This is a genomic window from Pseudomonas sp. EL_65y_Pfl2_R96 (genome assembly GCF_963970905.1).
Lineage (GTDB): Bacteria > Pseudomonadota > Gammaproteobacteria > Pseudomonadales > Pseudomonadaceae > Aquipseudomonas.
On record NZ_CAXAQH010000010.1, the window covers coordinates 35377 to 51848 of the forward strand.

At 59.3% G+C, this 16472-nt stretch carries 18 protein-coding genes; 5 read left to right on the forward strand and 13 right to left on the reverse strand.

What is annotated here, in order from left to right; all coding sequences use genetic code 11:
• Positions 1 to 42: 42 nt before the first annotated feature.
• Entirely contained in the window at positions 43 to 504 is a 462-nt protein-coding gene (locus AACY49_RS12780) for a hypothetical protein (RefSeq protein WP_258700740.1), read from the reverse strand.
• A 273-nt stretch (positions 505 to 777) separates the two neighbouring features.
• Between AACY49_RS12780 and AACY49_RS12785 the strand changes: the two genes are divergently transcribed.
• Positions 778 to 1116 carry an FKBP-type peptidyl-prolyl cis-trans isomerase gene (locus AACY49_RS12785; RefSeq protein WP_339524112.1) on the forward strand — a complete coding sequence of 113 codons (339 nt, stop codon included), beginning with the start codon at positions 778 to 780 and terminating at the stop codon, positions 1114 to 1116.
• 145 nt (positions 1117 to 1261) lie between these two features.
• Here AACY49_RS12785 and AACY49_RS12790 read toward each other — a convergent pair whose 3' ends face one another.
• The 4 genes from AACY49_RS12790 to AACY49_RS12805 all read right to left on the reverse strand — a co-directional run bounded on the left by AACY49_RS12790 (position 1262) and on the right by AACY49_RS12805 (position 4593).
• The gene (locus tag AACY49_RS12790) at positions 1262 to 1597 is read right to left on the reverse strand and encodes a hypothetical protein (protein WP_320390896.1); all 336 of its coding nucleotides are present in this window, start codon (positions 1595 to 1597) and stop codon (positions 1262 to 1264) included.
• 25 nt (positions 1598 to 1622) lie between these two features.
• Complete coding sequence (locus AACY49_RS12795) at positions 1623 to 1862, reverse strand: pyocin S6 family toxin immunity protein (protein ID WP_320390895.1); 240 nt, start codon at positions 1860 to 1862, stop codon at positions 1623 to 1625.
• A gap of 15 nt (positions 1863 to 1877) precedes the next feature.
• Entirely contained in the window at positions 1878 to 3098 is a 1221-nt protein-coding gene (locus tag AACY49_RS12800; protein ID WP_339524116.1) for an S-type pyocin domain-containing protein, read from the reverse strand.
• Between the two features lie 373 nt (positions 3099 to 3471).
• Positions 3472 to 4593 carry a cytochrome P450 gene (locus AACY49_RS12805; protein ID WP_339524118.1) on the reverse strand — a complete coding sequence of 374 codons (1122 nt, stop codon included), beginning with the start codon at positions 4591 to 4593 and terminating at the stop codon, positions 3472 to 3474.
• Between the two features lie 81 nt (positions 4594 to 4674).
• On the opposite strand from AACY49_RS12805, the gene AACY49_RS12810 reads away from it, so the two are divergent.
• Entirely contained in the window at positions 4675 to 5439 is a 765-nt protein-coding gene (locus tag AACY49_RS12810) for an ArsR/SmtB family transcription factor (RefSeq protein WP_339524120.1), read from the forward strand.
• On the opposite strand, the gene AACY49_RS12815 is transcribed toward AACY49_RS12810, so the two are convergent.
• Entirely contained in the window at positions 5436 to 6044 is a 609-nt protein-coding gene (locus tag AACY49_RS12815; RefSeq protein ID WP_258696134.1) for a LysE family translocator, read from the reverse strand. The genes AACY49_RS12810 and AACY49_RS12815 overlap by 4 nt on opposite strands.
• 105 nt (positions 6045 to 6149) lie before the next feature.
• On the opposite strand from AACY49_RS12815, the gene AACY49_RS12820 reads away from it, so the two are divergent.
• On the forward strand, positions 6150 to 7076 hold the full coding sequence (locus AACY49_RS12820) for a LysR substrate-binding domain-containing protein (RefSeq protein ID WP_339524123.1): 927 nt from the start codon (positions 6150 to 6152) through the stop codon (positions 7074 to 7076).
• Here AACY49_RS12820 and AACY49_RS12825 read toward each other — a convergent pair.
• The 6 genes from AACY49_RS12825 to AACY49_RS12850 all read right to left on the reverse strand — a co-directional run bounded on the left by AACY49_RS12825 (position 7066) and on the right by AACY49_RS12850 (position 13697).
• Positions 7066 to 7407, reverse strand: coding sequence for a hypothetical protein (locus tag AACY49_RS12825; protein ID WP_258696132.1), 342 nt, complete (start codon positions 7405 to 7407; stop codon positions 7066 to 7068). The two genes, AACY49_RS12820 and AACY49_RS12825, sit on opposite strands and share 11 nt — an antisense overlap.
• A gap of 135 nt (positions 7408 to 7542) precedes the next feature.
• A complete protein-coding gene (locus AACY49_RS12830; RefSeq protein ID WP_339524125.1) occupies positions 7543 to 8562 on the reverse strand; it encodes a branched-chain amino acid aminotransferase in 1020 nt (339 codons plus the stop codon).
• A 167-nt stretch (positions 8563 to 8729) separates the two neighbouring features.
• Complete coding sequence (lpdA, locus tag AACY49_RS12835; RefSeq protein ID WP_339524127.1) at positions 8730 to 10112, reverse strand: dihydrolipoyl dehydrogenase; 1383 nt, start codon at positions 10110 to 10112, stop codon at positions 8730 to 8732.
• A gap of 17 nt (positions 10113 to 10129) precedes the next feature.
• Positions 10130 to 11401, reverse strand: a complete 1272-nt coding sequence (locus tag AACY49_RS12840; RefSeq protein ID WP_339524129.1) for a dihydrolipoamide acetyltransferase family protein — start codon at positions 11399 to 11401, stop codon at positions 10130 to 10132.
• Entirely contained in the window at positions 11402 to 12460 is a 1059-nt protein-coding gene (locus tag AACY49_RS12845) for an alpha-ketoacid dehydrogenase subunit beta (protein WP_258696128.1), read from the reverse strand. It abuts the gene before it with no gap.
• A 1-nt stretch (position 12461) separates the two neighbouring features.
• Complete coding sequence (locus tag AACY49_RS12850; RefSeq protein WP_339524132.1) at positions 12462 to 13697, reverse strand: 3-methyl-2-oxobutanoate dehydrogenase (2-methylpropanoyl-transferring) subunit alpha; 1236 nt, start codon at positions 13695 to 13697, stop codon at positions 12462 to 12464.
• A gap of 185 nt (positions 13698 to 13882) precedes the next feature.
• Here AACY49_RS12850 and bkdR point away from each other — a divergent pair, with 185 nt between their 5' ends.
• Positions 13883 to 14371 (forward strand): Bkd operon transcriptional regulator BkdR, encoded by a 489-nt coding sequence (bkdR, locus tag AACY49_RS12855; RefSeq protein ID WP_017339472.1) that lies wholly within the window; start codon positions 13883 to 13885, stop codon positions 14369 to 14371.
• Positions 14372 to 14490: 119 nt separating this feature from the next.
• On the opposite strand, the gene AACY49_RS12860 is transcribed toward bkdR, so the two are convergent.
• Positions 14491 to 15354: an MBL fold metallo-hydrolase gene (locus AACY49_RS12860; protein ID WP_339524134.1), complete on the reverse strand. Its 864-nt coding sequence runs from the start codon at positions 15352 to 15354 to the stop codon at positions 14491 to 14493.
• 159 nt (positions 15355 to 15513) lie between these two features.
• On the opposite strand from AACY49_RS12860, the gene AACY49_RS12865 reads away from it, so the two are divergent.
• On the forward strand, positions 15514 to 16320 hold the full coding sequence (locus tag AACY49_RS12865) for a sulfite exporter TauE/SafE family protein (RefSeq protein ID WP_339524136.1): 807 nt from the start codon (positions 15514 to 15516) through the stop codon (positions 16318 to 16320).
• Positions 16321 to 16472: the final 152 nt, after the last annotated feature.

Consider the following 16472-nt stretch of genomic DNA (forward strand, 5'->3'; position numbering starts at 1 on the left):
CTCGGCGACTTTTCGTACAGACCCTGGCAAGCAGGAGGTGGGTCAGTGCGCCACTGACGGTTGGGTAGCGACCGAGACGGTGAAGGTCACGACAAACAGCACGACGAGTACCCAGAACATCACCATGACTGTCAGCATGACGACCTTCAGGCTTTGATAAAGCCAGCGCAACCAATGGCCTTCGGGTTTTGCTTCTGAGCGGGTTCTGAGTACGCCTTTCAAATAGAAGCCGAGGAGGGCCAGCAGTGCGCCATCAATCAACAGTGCAGGCAGGCCGGCTACGGGGAAAATGCTCTCCCACCGATAGAATGACGACCGGCTCAGGAACACCACATAACAAATGAGGCTTCCGTAGGGGATGGCTCTCCACCATTTACCGGCCAGCGCTCCGACCATCAGGCTCATAATCACCATGAACGGGTTGAGGAGAATATTGATCATCCACTCCAGTACGTTGGGGAAGTAGCCCGGGGAATGGACGCTGCGCCAGATGTGTTCAAACAGTTCAAACATTGTTCAGGATCCTGCCTTCTATGGAGTAAGTGGTGCTTCCGTGCCGCTGCACGGTATCGGCGTATTGTCGGGTTACATAAGTCCTGTTGTGTAAATTAGGGGCTGTACGAAAAGTCGCCGAGTGGTGATCAGGCAGTTTTCGTACAGAGCCTGGTTCACGACCACTGCCGGATACAGAGCGAAACGGTTGCCAATAGCCCGCATTTCTGGGAAAACGGCGCCCATCAAGCCCGCTCGGGCAAGCGCACAGATAGAGTGAATGTAATGAATGATGAATTGCAGGTAATCGACCTTGAAGTGGGCGACGGCAAAGCCGCCGTCAAAGGCGCGCTGATCACCACCCAATATCGCGGTTGGCTGGAAGACGGCACCGAATTCGATTCTTCCTACAACCGGGGTAAACCTTTCCAGTGCGTGATTGGCACGGGGCGGGTGATCAAGGGCTGGGACCAGGGAATCATGGGCATGCAGGTCGGCGGTAAACGCAAGCTGCTGGTGCCGGCGAATCTGGCCTATGGCGAGCGGTCTATGGGGGCGATTACGCCGAATTCGAATCTGATTTTCGAGATTGAATTGCTGGAAGTGTTGACGCGGGATGATTGATGGTTGTGTGAGCTGAGACGACAAAACCCGCTGTCTCTGTGAGGAGGCAGCGGGTTTTTTACGCTGAAGACCTGATCGGCTATTACTGCGGATCGGTGTTGTCCAGCGCCCGGTTCACGGTCAGTTCCCTTTGCTGATGGGCAAGTCAGGTGAATGTCTCAATATCATCAAGGGTGTCCGTCACAGTTCCTTCCAGGGAGGGGAATTTTTCCTTCACCTTCTCAAGGGCCGGGATTACGGCACCCATGTCCAGGTCAGCATGTCTGCGGGCTATGTGGCCGAGCGCGGTGATGGCAGATGCTGCAACCGATTCGGGCTCACTCTCGAGGTACTTCAGGCAGGTGCTCTGAGCCCAGGCCTTGTCTTGCTCATTCAGGCCGATAGAAATCAATGCGGCGACAACGTTGGTTTCTACGTCGCTAGCTAGAAGCCTCGTCGCTTCCTCATGGCTCATTGTTGGATCTTGGTAGAGAAGGCTCACTTTTTAACTTCCATCTCAGTTGTACCTACTCTCGCACCCCTATGAAGAGATCCAGTTCGGTCGGTAACTGCTCATTGAGAGCTATAGCGATTTGTTGGATTTGCTCGCCGGTTAGTAACCATTCTCCATCCGCGCTTTCTTCAAGACTTTTCCACCCAAGAACCCCCATTACCGCGACTTCAAACTCAGGTCGAACTGTAAAGTCGTATTTTAAGGAGTCATCTTCGTCATCACCTTTTAAAAACCCACTAATCCATAAAAACATAAGTAGCCTCTTAATTTATTTTGGGGTGGTTCTGCCGGGTTTTGCGGGGTCTATCCGTTCACCTGTTTCGTGGTTGAACTCGCCAAGATGCTTACCTTGACTGTCATACTTCTCTATTGCGCCTGTCTTACTGTCCCATTCATATATTCGCCCCTTTCTGTCTTTCCACCGGCTGCGCTTACTCCCCCCGCCCTGAACACTGCTTTTTGATTTAACAGGAAGGGCATCTGGAAATGCAGGCAATGCCAACGGCGGCCGATGGTACTTTATATCACCGCCGCCAGCAGATCTTGAAACCACAACATACAGCGGCTGCACACCGGAATCAGCCGGGAAAACAAGAATGAAGTCCTTGTACTCAGGCGGGTAGATCGGGTTGACGATGATGTTATCGGCCTGCTCGGTAGGCGGATAAATCCAGATCTGAGGCGCTTGTGGTGCCGCCTCTAGCGGGGGAATCCCTGAGGTGCTGGAGGGGTTAACAGATGGCGTCCATATCAGCGTTATTCCATCGCCAAAGTCAGCCACTTGGCGAGAACCCTGACTCTTGAACCGGACGACAGGAATCATTTCCCAGTCGCGGCGCTTCTGGGTGTTGTAGCCATAACCCTTCAAGGTGCCATCAGCTTGTTGCTCGACATGCAGTCGAACCCGTGTTCGGCCTACCTTGAGCGATTTGAGCTGTTCTTCTGTGTACAGGGAGCTGTCGCTCAAGCTCGACGGCCACAGCAATGCAACCATTCCGGCCAAGGCACCAGCTGCAACACCAGCCGTCACTATGCCTGCGCCAGCAGCACCCGTCCCGGTACCAGCAGTACCAACTCCGCCCAGAAATAGCGTTCCCAGTGCAGCAGGTAACGCGCTGCCACTGATTTTTTTGAGTGGGATGTTTCCCGCCGCATCCCTTTCGCGGCCACCCAGCAGGGAGAATTTTCCGTAGTCGGTCAGTTTCTCGACAGGCACGAACCCGGCTGGGCTGTCGTGGTTGATTACGCCGTCGGGGAGGTTGCAGCTTTTGGCGAACACGCAACCCTTGACGCTGGATTGACCTAGCTGTTGAGGCTGCCTGACAAAACGGTCTTCATATGCCTGCTGCCGGGCCAACATGTCGTCATGGGATTTTTGTCTGGCTTCGCGCTCTGCCAGTTCAGTGGCGGTCATGTAGCGGCTGGTGATGTGGTGCCCGTCGCCTGACGGTGGGTTTTGAACCCGAGGTATGTCTGTTTTGCGAGCCATGAGCGTCCTTGTTCCATCTTTGAAAGCGATGCGGACGCTATATCAAAGGGCATTGGATAGATGTAGGACTGGTCTGAAACTCTGGTCGTTGTTACAAATGCTGCTTGTCGCTATGCACTTAGCTCAGACGGAAAAAACCGTCATCTCTTCTTACAGATATGGCGTTTTTTTTGGTTTTGTGGCGAGGGGGCTCATGGCAACAACTGTTTTTGCTGGAAGGCCTGATCCGCTGTTACCGCGATACAAGGCGATGTGGCCTGTTGCGCAGGCCAGAAATGATGCGTTGATTGTCAGGCCGTCATCGTGGGCAAGCCCACCCCTCAAGTCTAAACATACAAGCGGGCTTGCTCGCGAAGAACCATGACGCGGTCTGTCAGGCGTTCGGCAGATCAGTGAACAAAGGAATGCGCCCATTCAGGGAAGTGCGGTAGTGCCAGGTCAACCGGCCCAAATCAGGTTTCATCGCCAGGATCTCAACCAGCGTCGCGCGGGCAATGCTCAAGGCCAACACCTGCCCCGGACATTGATGACGGCCCGTGCCGAAAGTGAAGCTGCGACGGTTCGGACGGTCGAGCAGAAACGCATCGGGATCGTCATTAAGCTGCGGATCGCGATTGGCCGAGGCCAGCAGCACCAGAATAACGTCGCCGGGGTTCAGGCCTATGCCGTCGATTTCGCACGGTGCGGCGACGAAGCGGCGGGTGTTTTGCACCGACGGTTCGAAGCGCTGCACTTCGGCGATCAGGTCGTCAACGTGAGTCGAATCGAACGGTGGGTTTCGTCTAAACGCCAATAATGCATTACCGATCAGCCCGGCGGTGGCTTCATAGGTCTGGGAGAACAAACCGATCAGGTTGGCGATCAAGGTTTCAGGGTCGGTCGATGTCGTCGCGAAGCGCTGCCGGATACCGGCGAGCAGGGCGCTTCGGTTGCTCGGGTCGCCCAGAAGCTCGATGACATAACCCTTCAGCTGTTCCGCCGCGACATGGGCGGCTTCCAGTTGCGCCTGATCGCTGAGGGGCGACAGGCAGGCGACGAAGTCCGCTGTCAGCTCGCTGATGGCCCGGCCCTGAGCCGGAGAAAACCCCAGCAACGCCGCCACCACACAGACCGGCCCGCGAAACATCGCTGCGTACAACCCGTCGGCGCCGGGGGTGATCAAGCGAGCGCCGACCAATGCGTTAACCTCGTTCACATCAATCAACGCCAGCCCTGGCTCAATCGCCGCCCTCGGGCAACGCTGCCGCTCGCCTTCATTCATCCGCATCAACTGACTGAACACTTTTCCGGCCATACCTTGAGCAATCAATCGGGGCACCGGCTCATGGGCCGGCCGCACATGACAGTCCGGATGCGCCAGCACGGCGGCAACGGCTCGGGCGCTGCTGGCCACCCACAGTTTCAGTCCTTGATGAAAAACCAATCCACCCTCGGTACGCAATTGTGCGTAGTAGGGGTAGGGATCGGCATGAGTCGCAGCGATGATCGGGTCCATGGGTCGCAGCCTTATCGGTGGTTGGAAAGTGTTGCTACTATCTCCAGTCCGAGAGGGCCTTGATTCGTCCGGGAGCGAAATATGAACGCAGAACAACACGACATCGGCGTCTCTCAAGTGGCCGCAGCGATTGCCGAGCCTGCGCGGACGAAAATCCTCTGCTCGCTGATGGACGGTCACGCCCGCACCAGCACCGAGCTGGCGGCGGTTGCCGAAGTCAGCGCCTCGACTGCCAGCGCGCACTTGGCAAAACTCAAGGAGTTGGCGTTGGTGCGTTTGCACGTTCAGGGTCGTCACCGCTATTACAGCCTCGCGGACAAACGTGTGGCCCAGGCACTCGAAGCACTGATGGTGATCGGCCAGAACGCCGCGCCAACATTCAACCCGCGCACCCCGGACCGTCTGCAATTCGCCCGCACCTGCTACGACCACATGGCCGGTACGTTGGCAGTGGTGCTGCATGACCGGATGATCGACGCGGGGTGGTTACTGCAAACCGATGAGCAGGTTTATCGACTGAGCGACAGCGGTGAAGCGTTGTTTGACGGGTTGGGCATCGACGTCAAAGACCTCGGCACTTTGCGCCGCCGCTTCGCCTGCCCGTGCCTGGACTGGAGCATGCGCCGACCGCACCTGGGCGGTGCCTTGGGCGCGGCGTTGCTGCAAACGGCGATCAAGCGCAAATGGGTGACGCAGGACCTGGACAGTCGGGCACTGGCGTTAACTGCGGTGGGGCGCAAGGAACTCAGTGGCCGGTTCGCCGTTGAGTTGCCGGATCAGGTGACGACCGCAGAACCCGTGCCCACCGAGAACAGGCGCCGCGCGATAGCAAGGCCCGTGGCTTAGCGACTGGCCGAGGCCATGAGCACGCCAAAGCCTGCGAAGGTCACGCCCGAAACTTTCGCGGCCAGCCAGGAACCCTTGGGGCTCGACAACCAGCCTTTGGCGGCATTGGCGAGCAAGGCATAGCTGCCATGCACCAGGATCACCAGAATGGCGTAAGAGGCGACCAGTTTGAAGAACTGGGTGTAGAAATGCGCCGAAGTGTCGATGAATTGCGGGAACACCGCGAGAAAGAAAAACACCGCCTTGGGGTTCAGAAACTGTAACGAAGCCGCTTCAAGGAAGCGATAGCCGGGGCTTGAGGGCCGCGTTTCAAGCAGCGCGCTGAAGCGATCCGAGCGCCAGCTTTTGTAGCCCAGGTACAACAAATAGGCGGCTCCTGCGTATTTCAATGCGGTAAAGGCGTTCGCGGAGGTGCTGAGTATCAGGCCGACACTGGTGGCGCTGACGGCGGCGACGACAAACGCCCCCGACGCAATCCCCAGAATCCCCGGCACCGCTCCCGTCCAACCGTGGCGCACCGCGTTGGACAGGGTCAGGACCACGCCAGGCCCCGGGCTCAAAATGGTCAGGGTGGCGAAAAGTATAAAGAGTCCGTAGCTATTCATGTCTTGCTCCGTCAGGTGCCGTTGGCTGCGTGCTGGCAGATTGGCGGGACGACGGTGGCGTGACAAACGCTTTAATTAAAGCGCATAGGTGACTAAATTAGACGCATGATAAATCAACTACCGCCGCTTAATGCTGTTCGCGCCTTCGCCGTTGCTGCTCGTCATCAGAGCTTCAGCCTGGCGGCCGAAGAGCTGCATGTCAGCCACAGTGCTGTCAGCCGGCACATCAAATTGCTCGAGGAGTACCTGGGTGTGCTGCTATTCGAGCGGCGTATCCGTCAATCGGTGCTGACGCCGGCCGGCCAGCGTTTTTATGAGCAGGTCAGCGCCGGGTTGTCGCAGATCGCCAACGCCGCCGCTGCGCTCAAGCAACATGCCTCGCTGCCTACCGTGAAGATCAATGTCCGTCCATCCTTTGCCATGCTTTGGCTGACGCCCAGGCTGGCGGATTTCGTTGCGCAGCACCCAGACATCAAGCCGCAGGTGATCACCCAAACCCAGGCACCCGATCAGGCACGCGACGGGTTCGATATCGTCATTCGCCGTGGTCGTGACGACTGGGAACCGGCGATTGAGGCGCGAGCGCTCTTCGAAGACGAACTAGTGCTGGTCGCGGCGCCATCGCTGATCGAGCGCCTGCCACTTGAAGACCTCACATCTCTGAGCCGGCACACGTTACTGACTGTCAAGGCGCGTCGCGAAGACTGGCACAATTGGGCCATGCACTTTGGTCAAAGCCAGCCAGCCGCTCAGAAAACCCGGCAGTTTGATCACATGCACCTGGCGCTTCAGGCCGCCGTGGATGGACAGGGCATCGCACTGTGCCCGACCTCTTTGCTGGGCACCCACATTTCGAGCGGACGCCTGATCTGCCCGTTGCCCGAGTTGCGTATGCCGTTGCCGCGTTATTACTACGGTGTTGCGCCGGACGTGACGGCGCAGACACAGGTGTTCGTGGAGTGGTTGTTTGCCCATATTGCTCAGGACGAGCTGCGTTGGCAAACACCTCGTGCCGTGACTGCTACGCCCTGAAATCCCAGACGATCTCCACCACCCGCACCGCCAGCACCAGGTAAACCAGACACAGGATGATCTGGAACGCCGTGTGATACGGCAACCTGGACAGCCGGCGCAGGCCGTCGCTGATGTTGAGCAGCATCAGCAGTGCCGACGTTGCAATCAACCCCCAGCCGGCGAGGCTTGAGGCGAGCAATCCCATAAACAGCTGATGGCCGCTTTGCAACGCGTTGGTGCCCGCCGCGAACAGCAGGGCGCACACCAGCAGGTTCTTGATGTTGTCGAACACTTGCGTGGTGAAGTCGGTGTCCAGCAAGGCCAGATACTTCCGCCAGAGTTTGCCCATGGTTGTGGTGGCACCTGTTGATGGCTGTTGCACGTGGCAAGTCTAGTGACGTTTTGTGCGAAACGCGGACGAAAAAAAGCCCGACCTTCAACGTGAAGGCCGGGCTTTTGTGTTCACACGGACAGTCGCGTCAAATCAAACCTTGACGATCCAGCCCGCTGGCGCTTCGACGTCGCCGGTCTGTACACCGGTCAGCTCTTTGTAGAGCTTCTGGGTGACTGGGCCGACTTCGGTTTCGCTGTGGAAAACGTGCAGTTTGTCGTTGTAGCTGATGCCGCCGATCGGGGTGATCACCGCAGCGGTACCGCAAGCGCCGGCTTCCTTGAAGTCGGACAGCTTGTCGATGAACACGTCACCTTCAACCACTTCCAGGCCCAGACGGGTTTTGGCCAGCTCGATCAACGACAGACGGGTGATGCCCGGCAACACCGAAGGGGAATTCGGGGTGACGAACTTGTTGTCGTGGGTGATCCCGAAGAAGTTGGCCGAGCCGACTTCTTCGATTTTGGTGTGGGTCAGCGGGTCCAGGTAGATGCAGTCGGCGAAATGCGCCTTCTTGGCCTGGGAGCCCGGCATCAGGCTGGCGGCGTAGTTGCCACCGACCTTGGCCGCGCCGGTGCCTTGTGGGGCGGCGCGGTCGTAGCTGGAGATCAGGAAGTTGTGCGGGGTCAGGCCGCCCTTGAAGTAGGCGCCGACCGGGATGGCGAAGATCGAGAAGATGAACTCGGGTGCGGTACGCACGCCGATGTTGTCACCCACGCCGATCACGAACGGGCGCAGGTACAGCGCGCCGCCGGTGCCGTAAGGCGGGATGAAACGCTCGTTGGCGCGCACCACTTCCTTGCACGCTTCGACGAACTGCTCGGTGGACACCTGCGGCATCAGCAGGCGCGCGCAGCTGCGTTGCATGCGCGCGGCGTTCTGGTCCGGGCGGAACAGGTTGATCGAACCGTCCTTGCAGCGGTAGGCCTTCAGGCCTTCGAAGCACTGCTGGCCATAGTGAAGGGCAGTGGAGCCTTCGCTGATGTGCAGCACGTTGTCTTCAGTCAGGGTGCCTTTGTCCCACTCGCCATTACGCCAGTGCGACAGATAGCGCTTGTCTGTCTTGATGTAGTCAAAACCCAGCTTGTCCCAATTGATGCTTTCGTTACCCATGACACCCTCTATCACTTAACAACCGTCGAAACGGTTCAAGGCTTCTGACATTTTTCTGGATGGGGACAACAATACTTCATTCCGGACCCATTTCGCAGCCCGGAATGCGATCTCTCTCGCACTGATCGTTCCCACGCAGAGCGTGGGAACGATCACTCAGGTCCAGGTTACAGATGCAGCGCGTGACCAAGAGCACGCAACGCCGCTTCCTGCACCGCTTCGCCGAGCGTCGGATGTGCGTGGATGGTGCCGGCGATGTCTTCCAGCCGGGCGCCCATTTCCAGGCTTTGACCGAACGCCGTCGACAGCTCCGAAACACCCACACCCACCGCTTGCCAGCCAACAATCACATGATTGTCTCGCCGCGCTACAACGCGCACGAAGCCGCTTTTCGACTCCAGCGTCATCGCCCGGCCATTGGCGGCGAACGGGAAGCTGGACACGATGCAGTCCAGCCCCGCAGCCTTGGCCTCATCCGGGGTCTTGCCGACCACCACCAGTTCCGGGTCGGTGAAGCACACGGCGGCGATGGCGGTCGGGTTGAATTCGCGGTGTTTGCCGCTGATCAGTTCGGCAACCATCTCACCCTGAGCCATGGCCCGGTGGGCGAGCATCGGTTCGCCGCTCAGGTCGCCGATGGCGTAGACGTTGCGCATACTGGTCTGGCAGCGGTTGTCGATCTTGATCGCCGAACCGTCCATGTCCAGGTTCAAGGCCTCGAGATTCCAGCCCTGAGTGTTGGGTTTGCGACCGACGGCCACCAGCACCTGATCGGTTGCAAGACTCAGGATGTCACCGCTCGGATCACGAACTTGCAGAGTATTTTTTTGTGAATCAAAGCCTTCAACGCTGTGCTTCAAGTAAAGCTTCACGTCGAGTTGCTTGAGTGCTTCGTGCACCGGATGGGTCAGTTCGGCATCGTAAGCCGGCAGAATACGATCCTGCGCCTCGACCACGCTGACCTCGGCGCCGAGCTTACGATAAGCAATCCCCAGCTCCAGACCGATGTAACCGCCACCGACCACGACCAGTCGTTTCGGCACGCTTTTCGGCGCCAGGGCTTCGGTGGAGGAGATGATCGGCCCGCCAATCGGCAGCATCGGCAGGTTCACGCTTTTTGAACCGGTGGCCAGCACCAGGTGCTCGCACTGAATGCGCGTATCGCCCACTTCGACGGTTTTGCCGTCGATCACCTTGGCCCAGCCTTGAATGACCTGGACCTTGTGCTTCTTTAATAGCGCCGAGACGCCGGTGGTCAGGCGATCAACAATGCCGTCCTTCCACTCGACGCTCTTGCCGATGTCCAGGGTTGGCGCCGACACGCTGATGCCCAGCGCCGAGTATTGGCTGTGGTGCTGTGTCTGATGGAACTGTTCGGCGACGTGAATCAATGCCTTCGACGGAATGCAGCCGATGTTCAGGCAGGTGCCACCCAACGATTCGCCTTCCACAAGAATGGTTGAAATGCCCAGTTGACCGGCACGGATCGCCGTTACATAGCCACCAGGGCCGCCGCCGATGATCAGCAGCGTGGTGTTCAAATTCTGCATGTCTGCTCCATTAATAATCAGTCCACAAACAAGGTTGCGGGTTGTTCGAGCAGGCTGCGCACGGCCTGGATGAATTGCGCCGCGTCCATGCCATCGACCACGCGGTGATCGAAGGAGCTGGAGAGGTTCATCATCTTGCGGATCACGATCTGGCCTTTGACGACCATCGGCCGTTCGACGATTTTGTTCACGCCGACGATCGCCACTTCCGGCAGGTTCAGCACTGGGGTGCTGACGATGCCGCCCAAGGCGCCGAGGCTGGTCAGGGTGATGGTCGAACCGGACAGCTCATCGCGGCTGGCCTTGCCAGTGCGCGCGGCGGTTGCCAAACGGGAGATTTCCGCAGCGCTGTCCCACAGGCTGCGGGTTTCGGCATGACGCACAACCGGCACCATCAAACCAATGTCGGCTTGCGTGGCGACGCCCACATGCACCGCGCCGAGGCGGGTGATGACTTGTGCTTCGTCGTCGTAACGGGCGTTGATCTGTGGGAAGTCGCGCAGGGCCACTACCAGCGCGCGGACCAGAAACGGCAGCAAGGTCAGCTTGCCGCGGGTCGCACCGTGTTTTTCGTTCAGGTGTGCGCGCAGTTCTTCTACGGCAGTGACGTCGATTTCTTCGACGTAGCTGAAGTGGGCGGCCCGCTGGGTGGCGTCCTGCATGCGCTGAGCGATCTTGCGGCGCATGCCGATCACCGGGATTTGCTCTTCGTCGTTGCGCTGGGCGTAAGCGGCGGTGGCGGTCGATGCGTTCGACTGACCCTGAGCCAGATAAGCTTCGAGGTCTTCGTGCAGAATCCGCCCGGCGGGGCCGGTGCCACGCACCAGACGCAATTGAATGCCGAGGTCCAGTGCATGCTTGCGCACCGCCGGGGAGGCCAGCGGACGCTCATCGGCCGCGCGGGCAACCATCGGGCTTTGGCAAGTGGCCGGGCGCGGCGCGGCGGCAGCGACGGGTTTGCTTTCAACCACGGCGTCAACTTTAGGCGCCGCTACCGGAGCTTCTTTAGCTGCGACAGGCTGAGTCGACTCTTTAACGTTGCCCGCGCCTTCGACTTCAATGCTGATCAGCACACTGCCGACCGCCATGACTTCGCCCGGCTGGCCGCCCAGCGCAATGACTTTGCCATGCACCGGCGAAGGGATGTCGACCATCGCCTTGTCGGTCATGACATCGGCCAGCACCTGATCTTCGACGACCATGTCGCCGACCTTGACGTGCCACACCGACAGTTCAACTTCTGCAATGCCTTCGCCAATGTCCGGCATCTTGATAACGTGCGTGCCCATTCAGACCTCCATAACCCGATGCAAAGCCGCGCCCACACGGGACGGGCCAGGGAAATACGCCCACTCCTGCGCGTGCGGGTAGGGAGTGTCCCAACCGGTGACGCGCTCGATCGGCGCTTCCAGGTAGTGGAAGCAATGCTCTTGCACCAAAGCGACCAGTTCGGCGCCAAAGCCGCAGGTACGGGTCGCTTCGTGAACAACCACGCAACGTCCGGTTTTCTTCACCGATTTGACGATGGTGTCCAGGTCCAGCGGCCACAGGCTGCGCAGGTCGATGACTTCTGCATCGATACCGGTTTCTTCAGCGGCGACTTGTGACACATAAACCGTGGTGCCGTAGGTCAGGATGGTCACGTCCTTGCCCGGACGCGCGATGGCGGCGACGTCCAGCGGCACGGTGTAGTAGCCGTCCGGCACTTGTGCGGCCGGATGTTTCGACCACGGGGTTACCGGACGGTCGTGGTGGCCATCGAACGGGCCGTTGTACAGGCGTTTTGGCTCGAGGAAGATCACCGGGTCATCGTTTTCGATGGAGGCGATCAGCAGGCCTTTGGCGTCGTAAGGGTTGGACGGCATGACGGTACGCAAACCGCAGACCTGGGTGAACATCGCCTCGATGCTCTGGCTGTGGGTCTGGCCACCGTAGATGCCGCCGCCGCATGGCATGCGCAGGGTCATCGGCGCGGTGAATTCGCCGGCCGAGCGATAACGCAGGCGGGCGGCTTCGGAAATGATCTGGTCCGACGCCGGGTAGACGTAATCGGCGAACTGAATCTCGGCCACCGGCCGCAAACCGTAAGCGCCCATGCCCACGGCGACGCCGACGATCCCGCTTTCGGAGATTGGCGCGTCGAATACGCGGGAGGTGCCGTACTTGTTCTGCAGGCCTTCGGTGCAACGGAACACGCCGCCGAAATAGCCCACGTCCTGGCCGAACACCACGACGTTGTCGTCACGCTCAAGCATCACATCCATGGCCGAGCGCAGGGCCTGGATCATGGTCATGGTGGTCGTGGTCATGGCGGTTTCCAACTGAATATTATTGTTGTGATCGTTCATGTCAGATCCCCAACTCTTGACGCTGGCGCTTCAAGTGCTCCGGCATCTCTTTGTAGACGTCTTCGAACATGGTCGCGGCGCTCGGAATCTGACCGCCGGCGAGGGTGCCGTACTGCTCGGCTTCTTTCTGCGCGGCAATCACTTCGGCTTCCAGTTCGGCACTGACGGCGGCGTGTTGCTCTTCGGACCACTGACCGACTTTGATCAGGTGCTGCTTGAGGCGGGCAATCGGGTCGCCCAACGGGAAGTGGCTCCAGTCGTCGGCGGGACGGTATTTGGACGGATCATCGGACGTCGAGTGCGGGCCGGCGCGGTAGGTGACCCATTCGATCATGGTCGGGCCGAGGTTGCGGCGCGCACGTTCGGCAGCCCAGGCAGAGGCGGCGTAAACCGCAATGAAATCGTTGCCATCGACCCGCAGGGAAGCGATGCCGCAACCGACGCCGCGTCCGGCGAAGGTCGTGGCTTCACCGCCGGCAATCGCCTGGAAGGTCGAGATTGCCCACTGGTTGTTGACCACGTTGAGGATCACCGGCGCACGGTATACATGGGCGAAGGTGAGGGCGGTGTGGAAGTCCGACTCAGCGGTGGCACCGTCGCCGATCCACGCCGAGGCGATTTTGGTGTCGCCCTTGATCGCCGAGGCCATGCCCCAGCCCACGCCCTGAACGAATTGGGTGGCGAGGTTGCCGGAAATGGTGAAGAAGCCGGCATCCTTGACCGAGTACATGATCGGCAGCTGACGGCCCTTGAGCGGATCGCGCTCGTTGGACAGCAGTTGGCAGATCAGGTCCACCAGCGGTACTTCGCGGGCCATCAGGATGCTTTGTTGACGGTAGGTGGGGAAGCACATGTCGTCGATATTCAAGGCCAGGGCCTGAGCGCTGCCGATGGCTTCTTCGCCAAGGCTCTGCATGTAGAACGACATTTTTTTCTGACGCTGGGCGACCACCATGCGGTTGTCGAAAATCCGCGTCTTGAGCATGGCGCGCATGCCTTTACGCAGGATCTCGACGGGTACGCCCTCAGCCCACGGGCCGAGGGCATTGCCCTGGTCGTCGAGCACGCGAATCAGGCCCTTGGCCAGGTCGGCGGTGTCGGCCGGTTCAACGTCGATTGGGGGTTTGCGCACCAGGCCTGCATCGGTCAGATGCAGGTAGGAGAAGTCGGTTTTGCAGCCGGGGCGGCCCGATGGTTCGGGAACGTGCAGGCGCAGCGGTTCGTACGCTTGGTTCATGGCTTCTACGCTCGATCTTGTGAATTTCTTGTAGTGAGCTGGCAGTCATTCTTCGGTAAAAGAAATCTTGTCCTACAACAATCATAGGCCGGGCCAAGAAGAATATTTCTCTGTGTTTCGTTGCGCTGGAGATCATTTGAGGATAAAAAATCTGCATAAACATAAAAAACAGGTGGTTTTGTCTCATGCGCAAACTGGACCGTACCGACATCGGCATTCTCAACAGCCTTCAGGAGAACGCGCGCATCACCAACGCCGACCTCGCGCGCTCGGTGAACCTGTCGCCGACGCCGTGCTTCAATCGGGTCAAGGCGATGGAAGAATTAGGGCTGATTCGTGAGCAAGTGACCCTGCTGGATGCCGACCTGCTGGGGCTGCATGTGAATGTGTTCATTCACGTCAGCCTGGAGAAACAGGTGGAGGAGGCGTTGCAGCATTTCGAAGAGGCGATTTCGGATCGCCCGGAAGTGATGGAGTGCTATTTGATGGCCGGCGACCCGGACTATCTGATCCGCGTGCTGGTGCCGACCATTCAGTCGCTGGAGCGGTTCATGATGGACTTTCTGACCAAGGTGCCGGGGGTGGCGAACATTCGTTCGAGCTTTGCGCTCAAGCAGGTGCGGTATAAGACGGCGTTGCCGTTGCCGGCGAATGGGTTGACGTTGGCCAACTGAATGATCGTTCCCACGCTCCGCGTGGGAATGCCGCCAGGGACGCTCCGCGTTCCGCTTCCGGATGTGACGCAGAGCGTCACGGGATGCATTCCCACGCAGCGCGTGGGAACGATCGAGGGTCAGAGTTGATTCAGGGGGATCTTCAGGTACGTCACGCCATTGTCTTCCGCCGGCGGCAGATTCCCCGCCCGCACATTCACTTGAATCGCCGGTAACAACAACGTCGGCATGCCCAACCCGGCATCGCGTCGGGTGCGCATGGCGACGAAGGTGGCTTTGTCGATACCATCGTGAATATGAATGTTGCTTTTGCGCTGTTCACCCACCGTGCTCTGGCATTGTGGAGCGCGGCCCGTCGGTGGGTAATCGTGGCACACGTAAAGCCGCACGCTGGCGGGGAAGGCCAGCAGTTTGCGGATCGAGGCAAACATCTGGTTGGCGTTGCCACCAGGAAAGTCGCAGCGCGCAGTGCCGACGTCCGGCATGAACAACGTATCGCCCACCAGAATCACATCGCCGTCGATCAAATAAGCCATGTCCGCCGGGGTATGACCGGGAACGTGCAGGGCCGTGGCCTTGAGGTTGCCAATGCGAAATGACTCGTCCGGCGCGAACAGGTGATCGAACTGCGAACCATCGACCCTGAATCCCGGTTCAAGATTGAACAGCGTCTTGAACACCCCCTGAACCTTGCTGATCGACTGACCAATCGCAATCTTGCCCCCCAGTTCCCGACGCAGATACGGCGCGGCCGACAGGTGGTCGGCATGGGCGTGGGTCTCCAGCAGCCATTGCACGTCAAGCTGGTGTTCGCGCACGAAGGCGATGATCTTGTCGGCCTGCACAGTCGCGGTGCGCCCGGCGGCGGGGTCGTAATCCAGCACCGGATCGACAATCGCGCAGTGCCCGCCAGCGTGCTCGTAGATTACGTAGCTGTAGGTCGACGAGACGGGGTCGAGGAAGGCTTCAATCAACGCAGGCATGGTGGCCGTTTCTTCTTGGATAAGTCTTGAGGGTAGTTTCATTTTCCCTGGGTTGACCAGTCCCGCATCAATTCAAGTAATGAAAAAAACTGTGTGGGCTCTATCCTGTCACTCAATCGATACCGGGCGTTCCCGGCTTTTTTGGATCACGAGTGTTCTATGTTGCTGGCAAGTTTTTTTGGCCTGGTCATGGGCCTGGTGCTCGGCTTGACCGGTGCCGGTGGCGGCATTCTTGCGGTGCCGGCCCTCGTACTCGGGCTGGGTTTGACCATGACTCAGGCAGCGCCGGTGGCGCTGTTTGCGGTGGGCAGTGCGGCGGCGATCGGTGCGATCGACGGTTTGCGCCATGGCCTGGTGCGCTATCGCGCGGCGTTGTTGATTGCTTTGCTCGGCGCGGTATTTTCGCCGGTGGGCATCTACTTCGCCCATCAGTTGCCGGAAAAGAGCCTGATGGTTTTGTTCAGTCTGCTGATGGTCATGGTGGCCTGGCGGATGCTGCGCCGGGAAAAGCACGACGACGGCCCGAGCGATCACGGCCACGCCAACTGGGGCCAGAAGAACTGCATGCTCGATCAGCAGACCGGGCGCTTTTCCTGGACCGCCAAATGCACCGCCACCCTGGCGGCACTCGGCGCGGTGACCGGCGTGGTGTCGGGGCTACTTGGGGTCGGTGGCGGCTTTCTGATTGTGCCGGCGTTCAAGCAGCTGACCGATGTGCAGATGCGTGGGATTGTGGCCACGTCGTTGATGGTGATCAGTCTGATTTCGGTGATCGGCGTGATCGGCGCGTTTCACGCCGGGGTGCGGATCGATGGTTTGGGCGGGTCATTCATTGTCGCCAGCATCGTCGGGATGATCTTCGGTCGGAAGCTCTGCGCGCGGGTGCCGGCCCGAGGGTTGCAGATGGGCTTTGCCAGCGTCTGCGTGGTGATCGCCGTCTACATGCTGTTTAGAGCGGTGGCCTAGCAGACACCGGTTCCTGTGGACGCTAGTCTGCTTCACAGGCTTACACCCTAAGTTTCGGGCCTCGTCAACGGCCGGTCTTATACCGAATTTGCCGCGCGCCACCGGCCAACTCAAAGTACCTGACAACCGCCCCCAAGGCAGCGTATGACGCC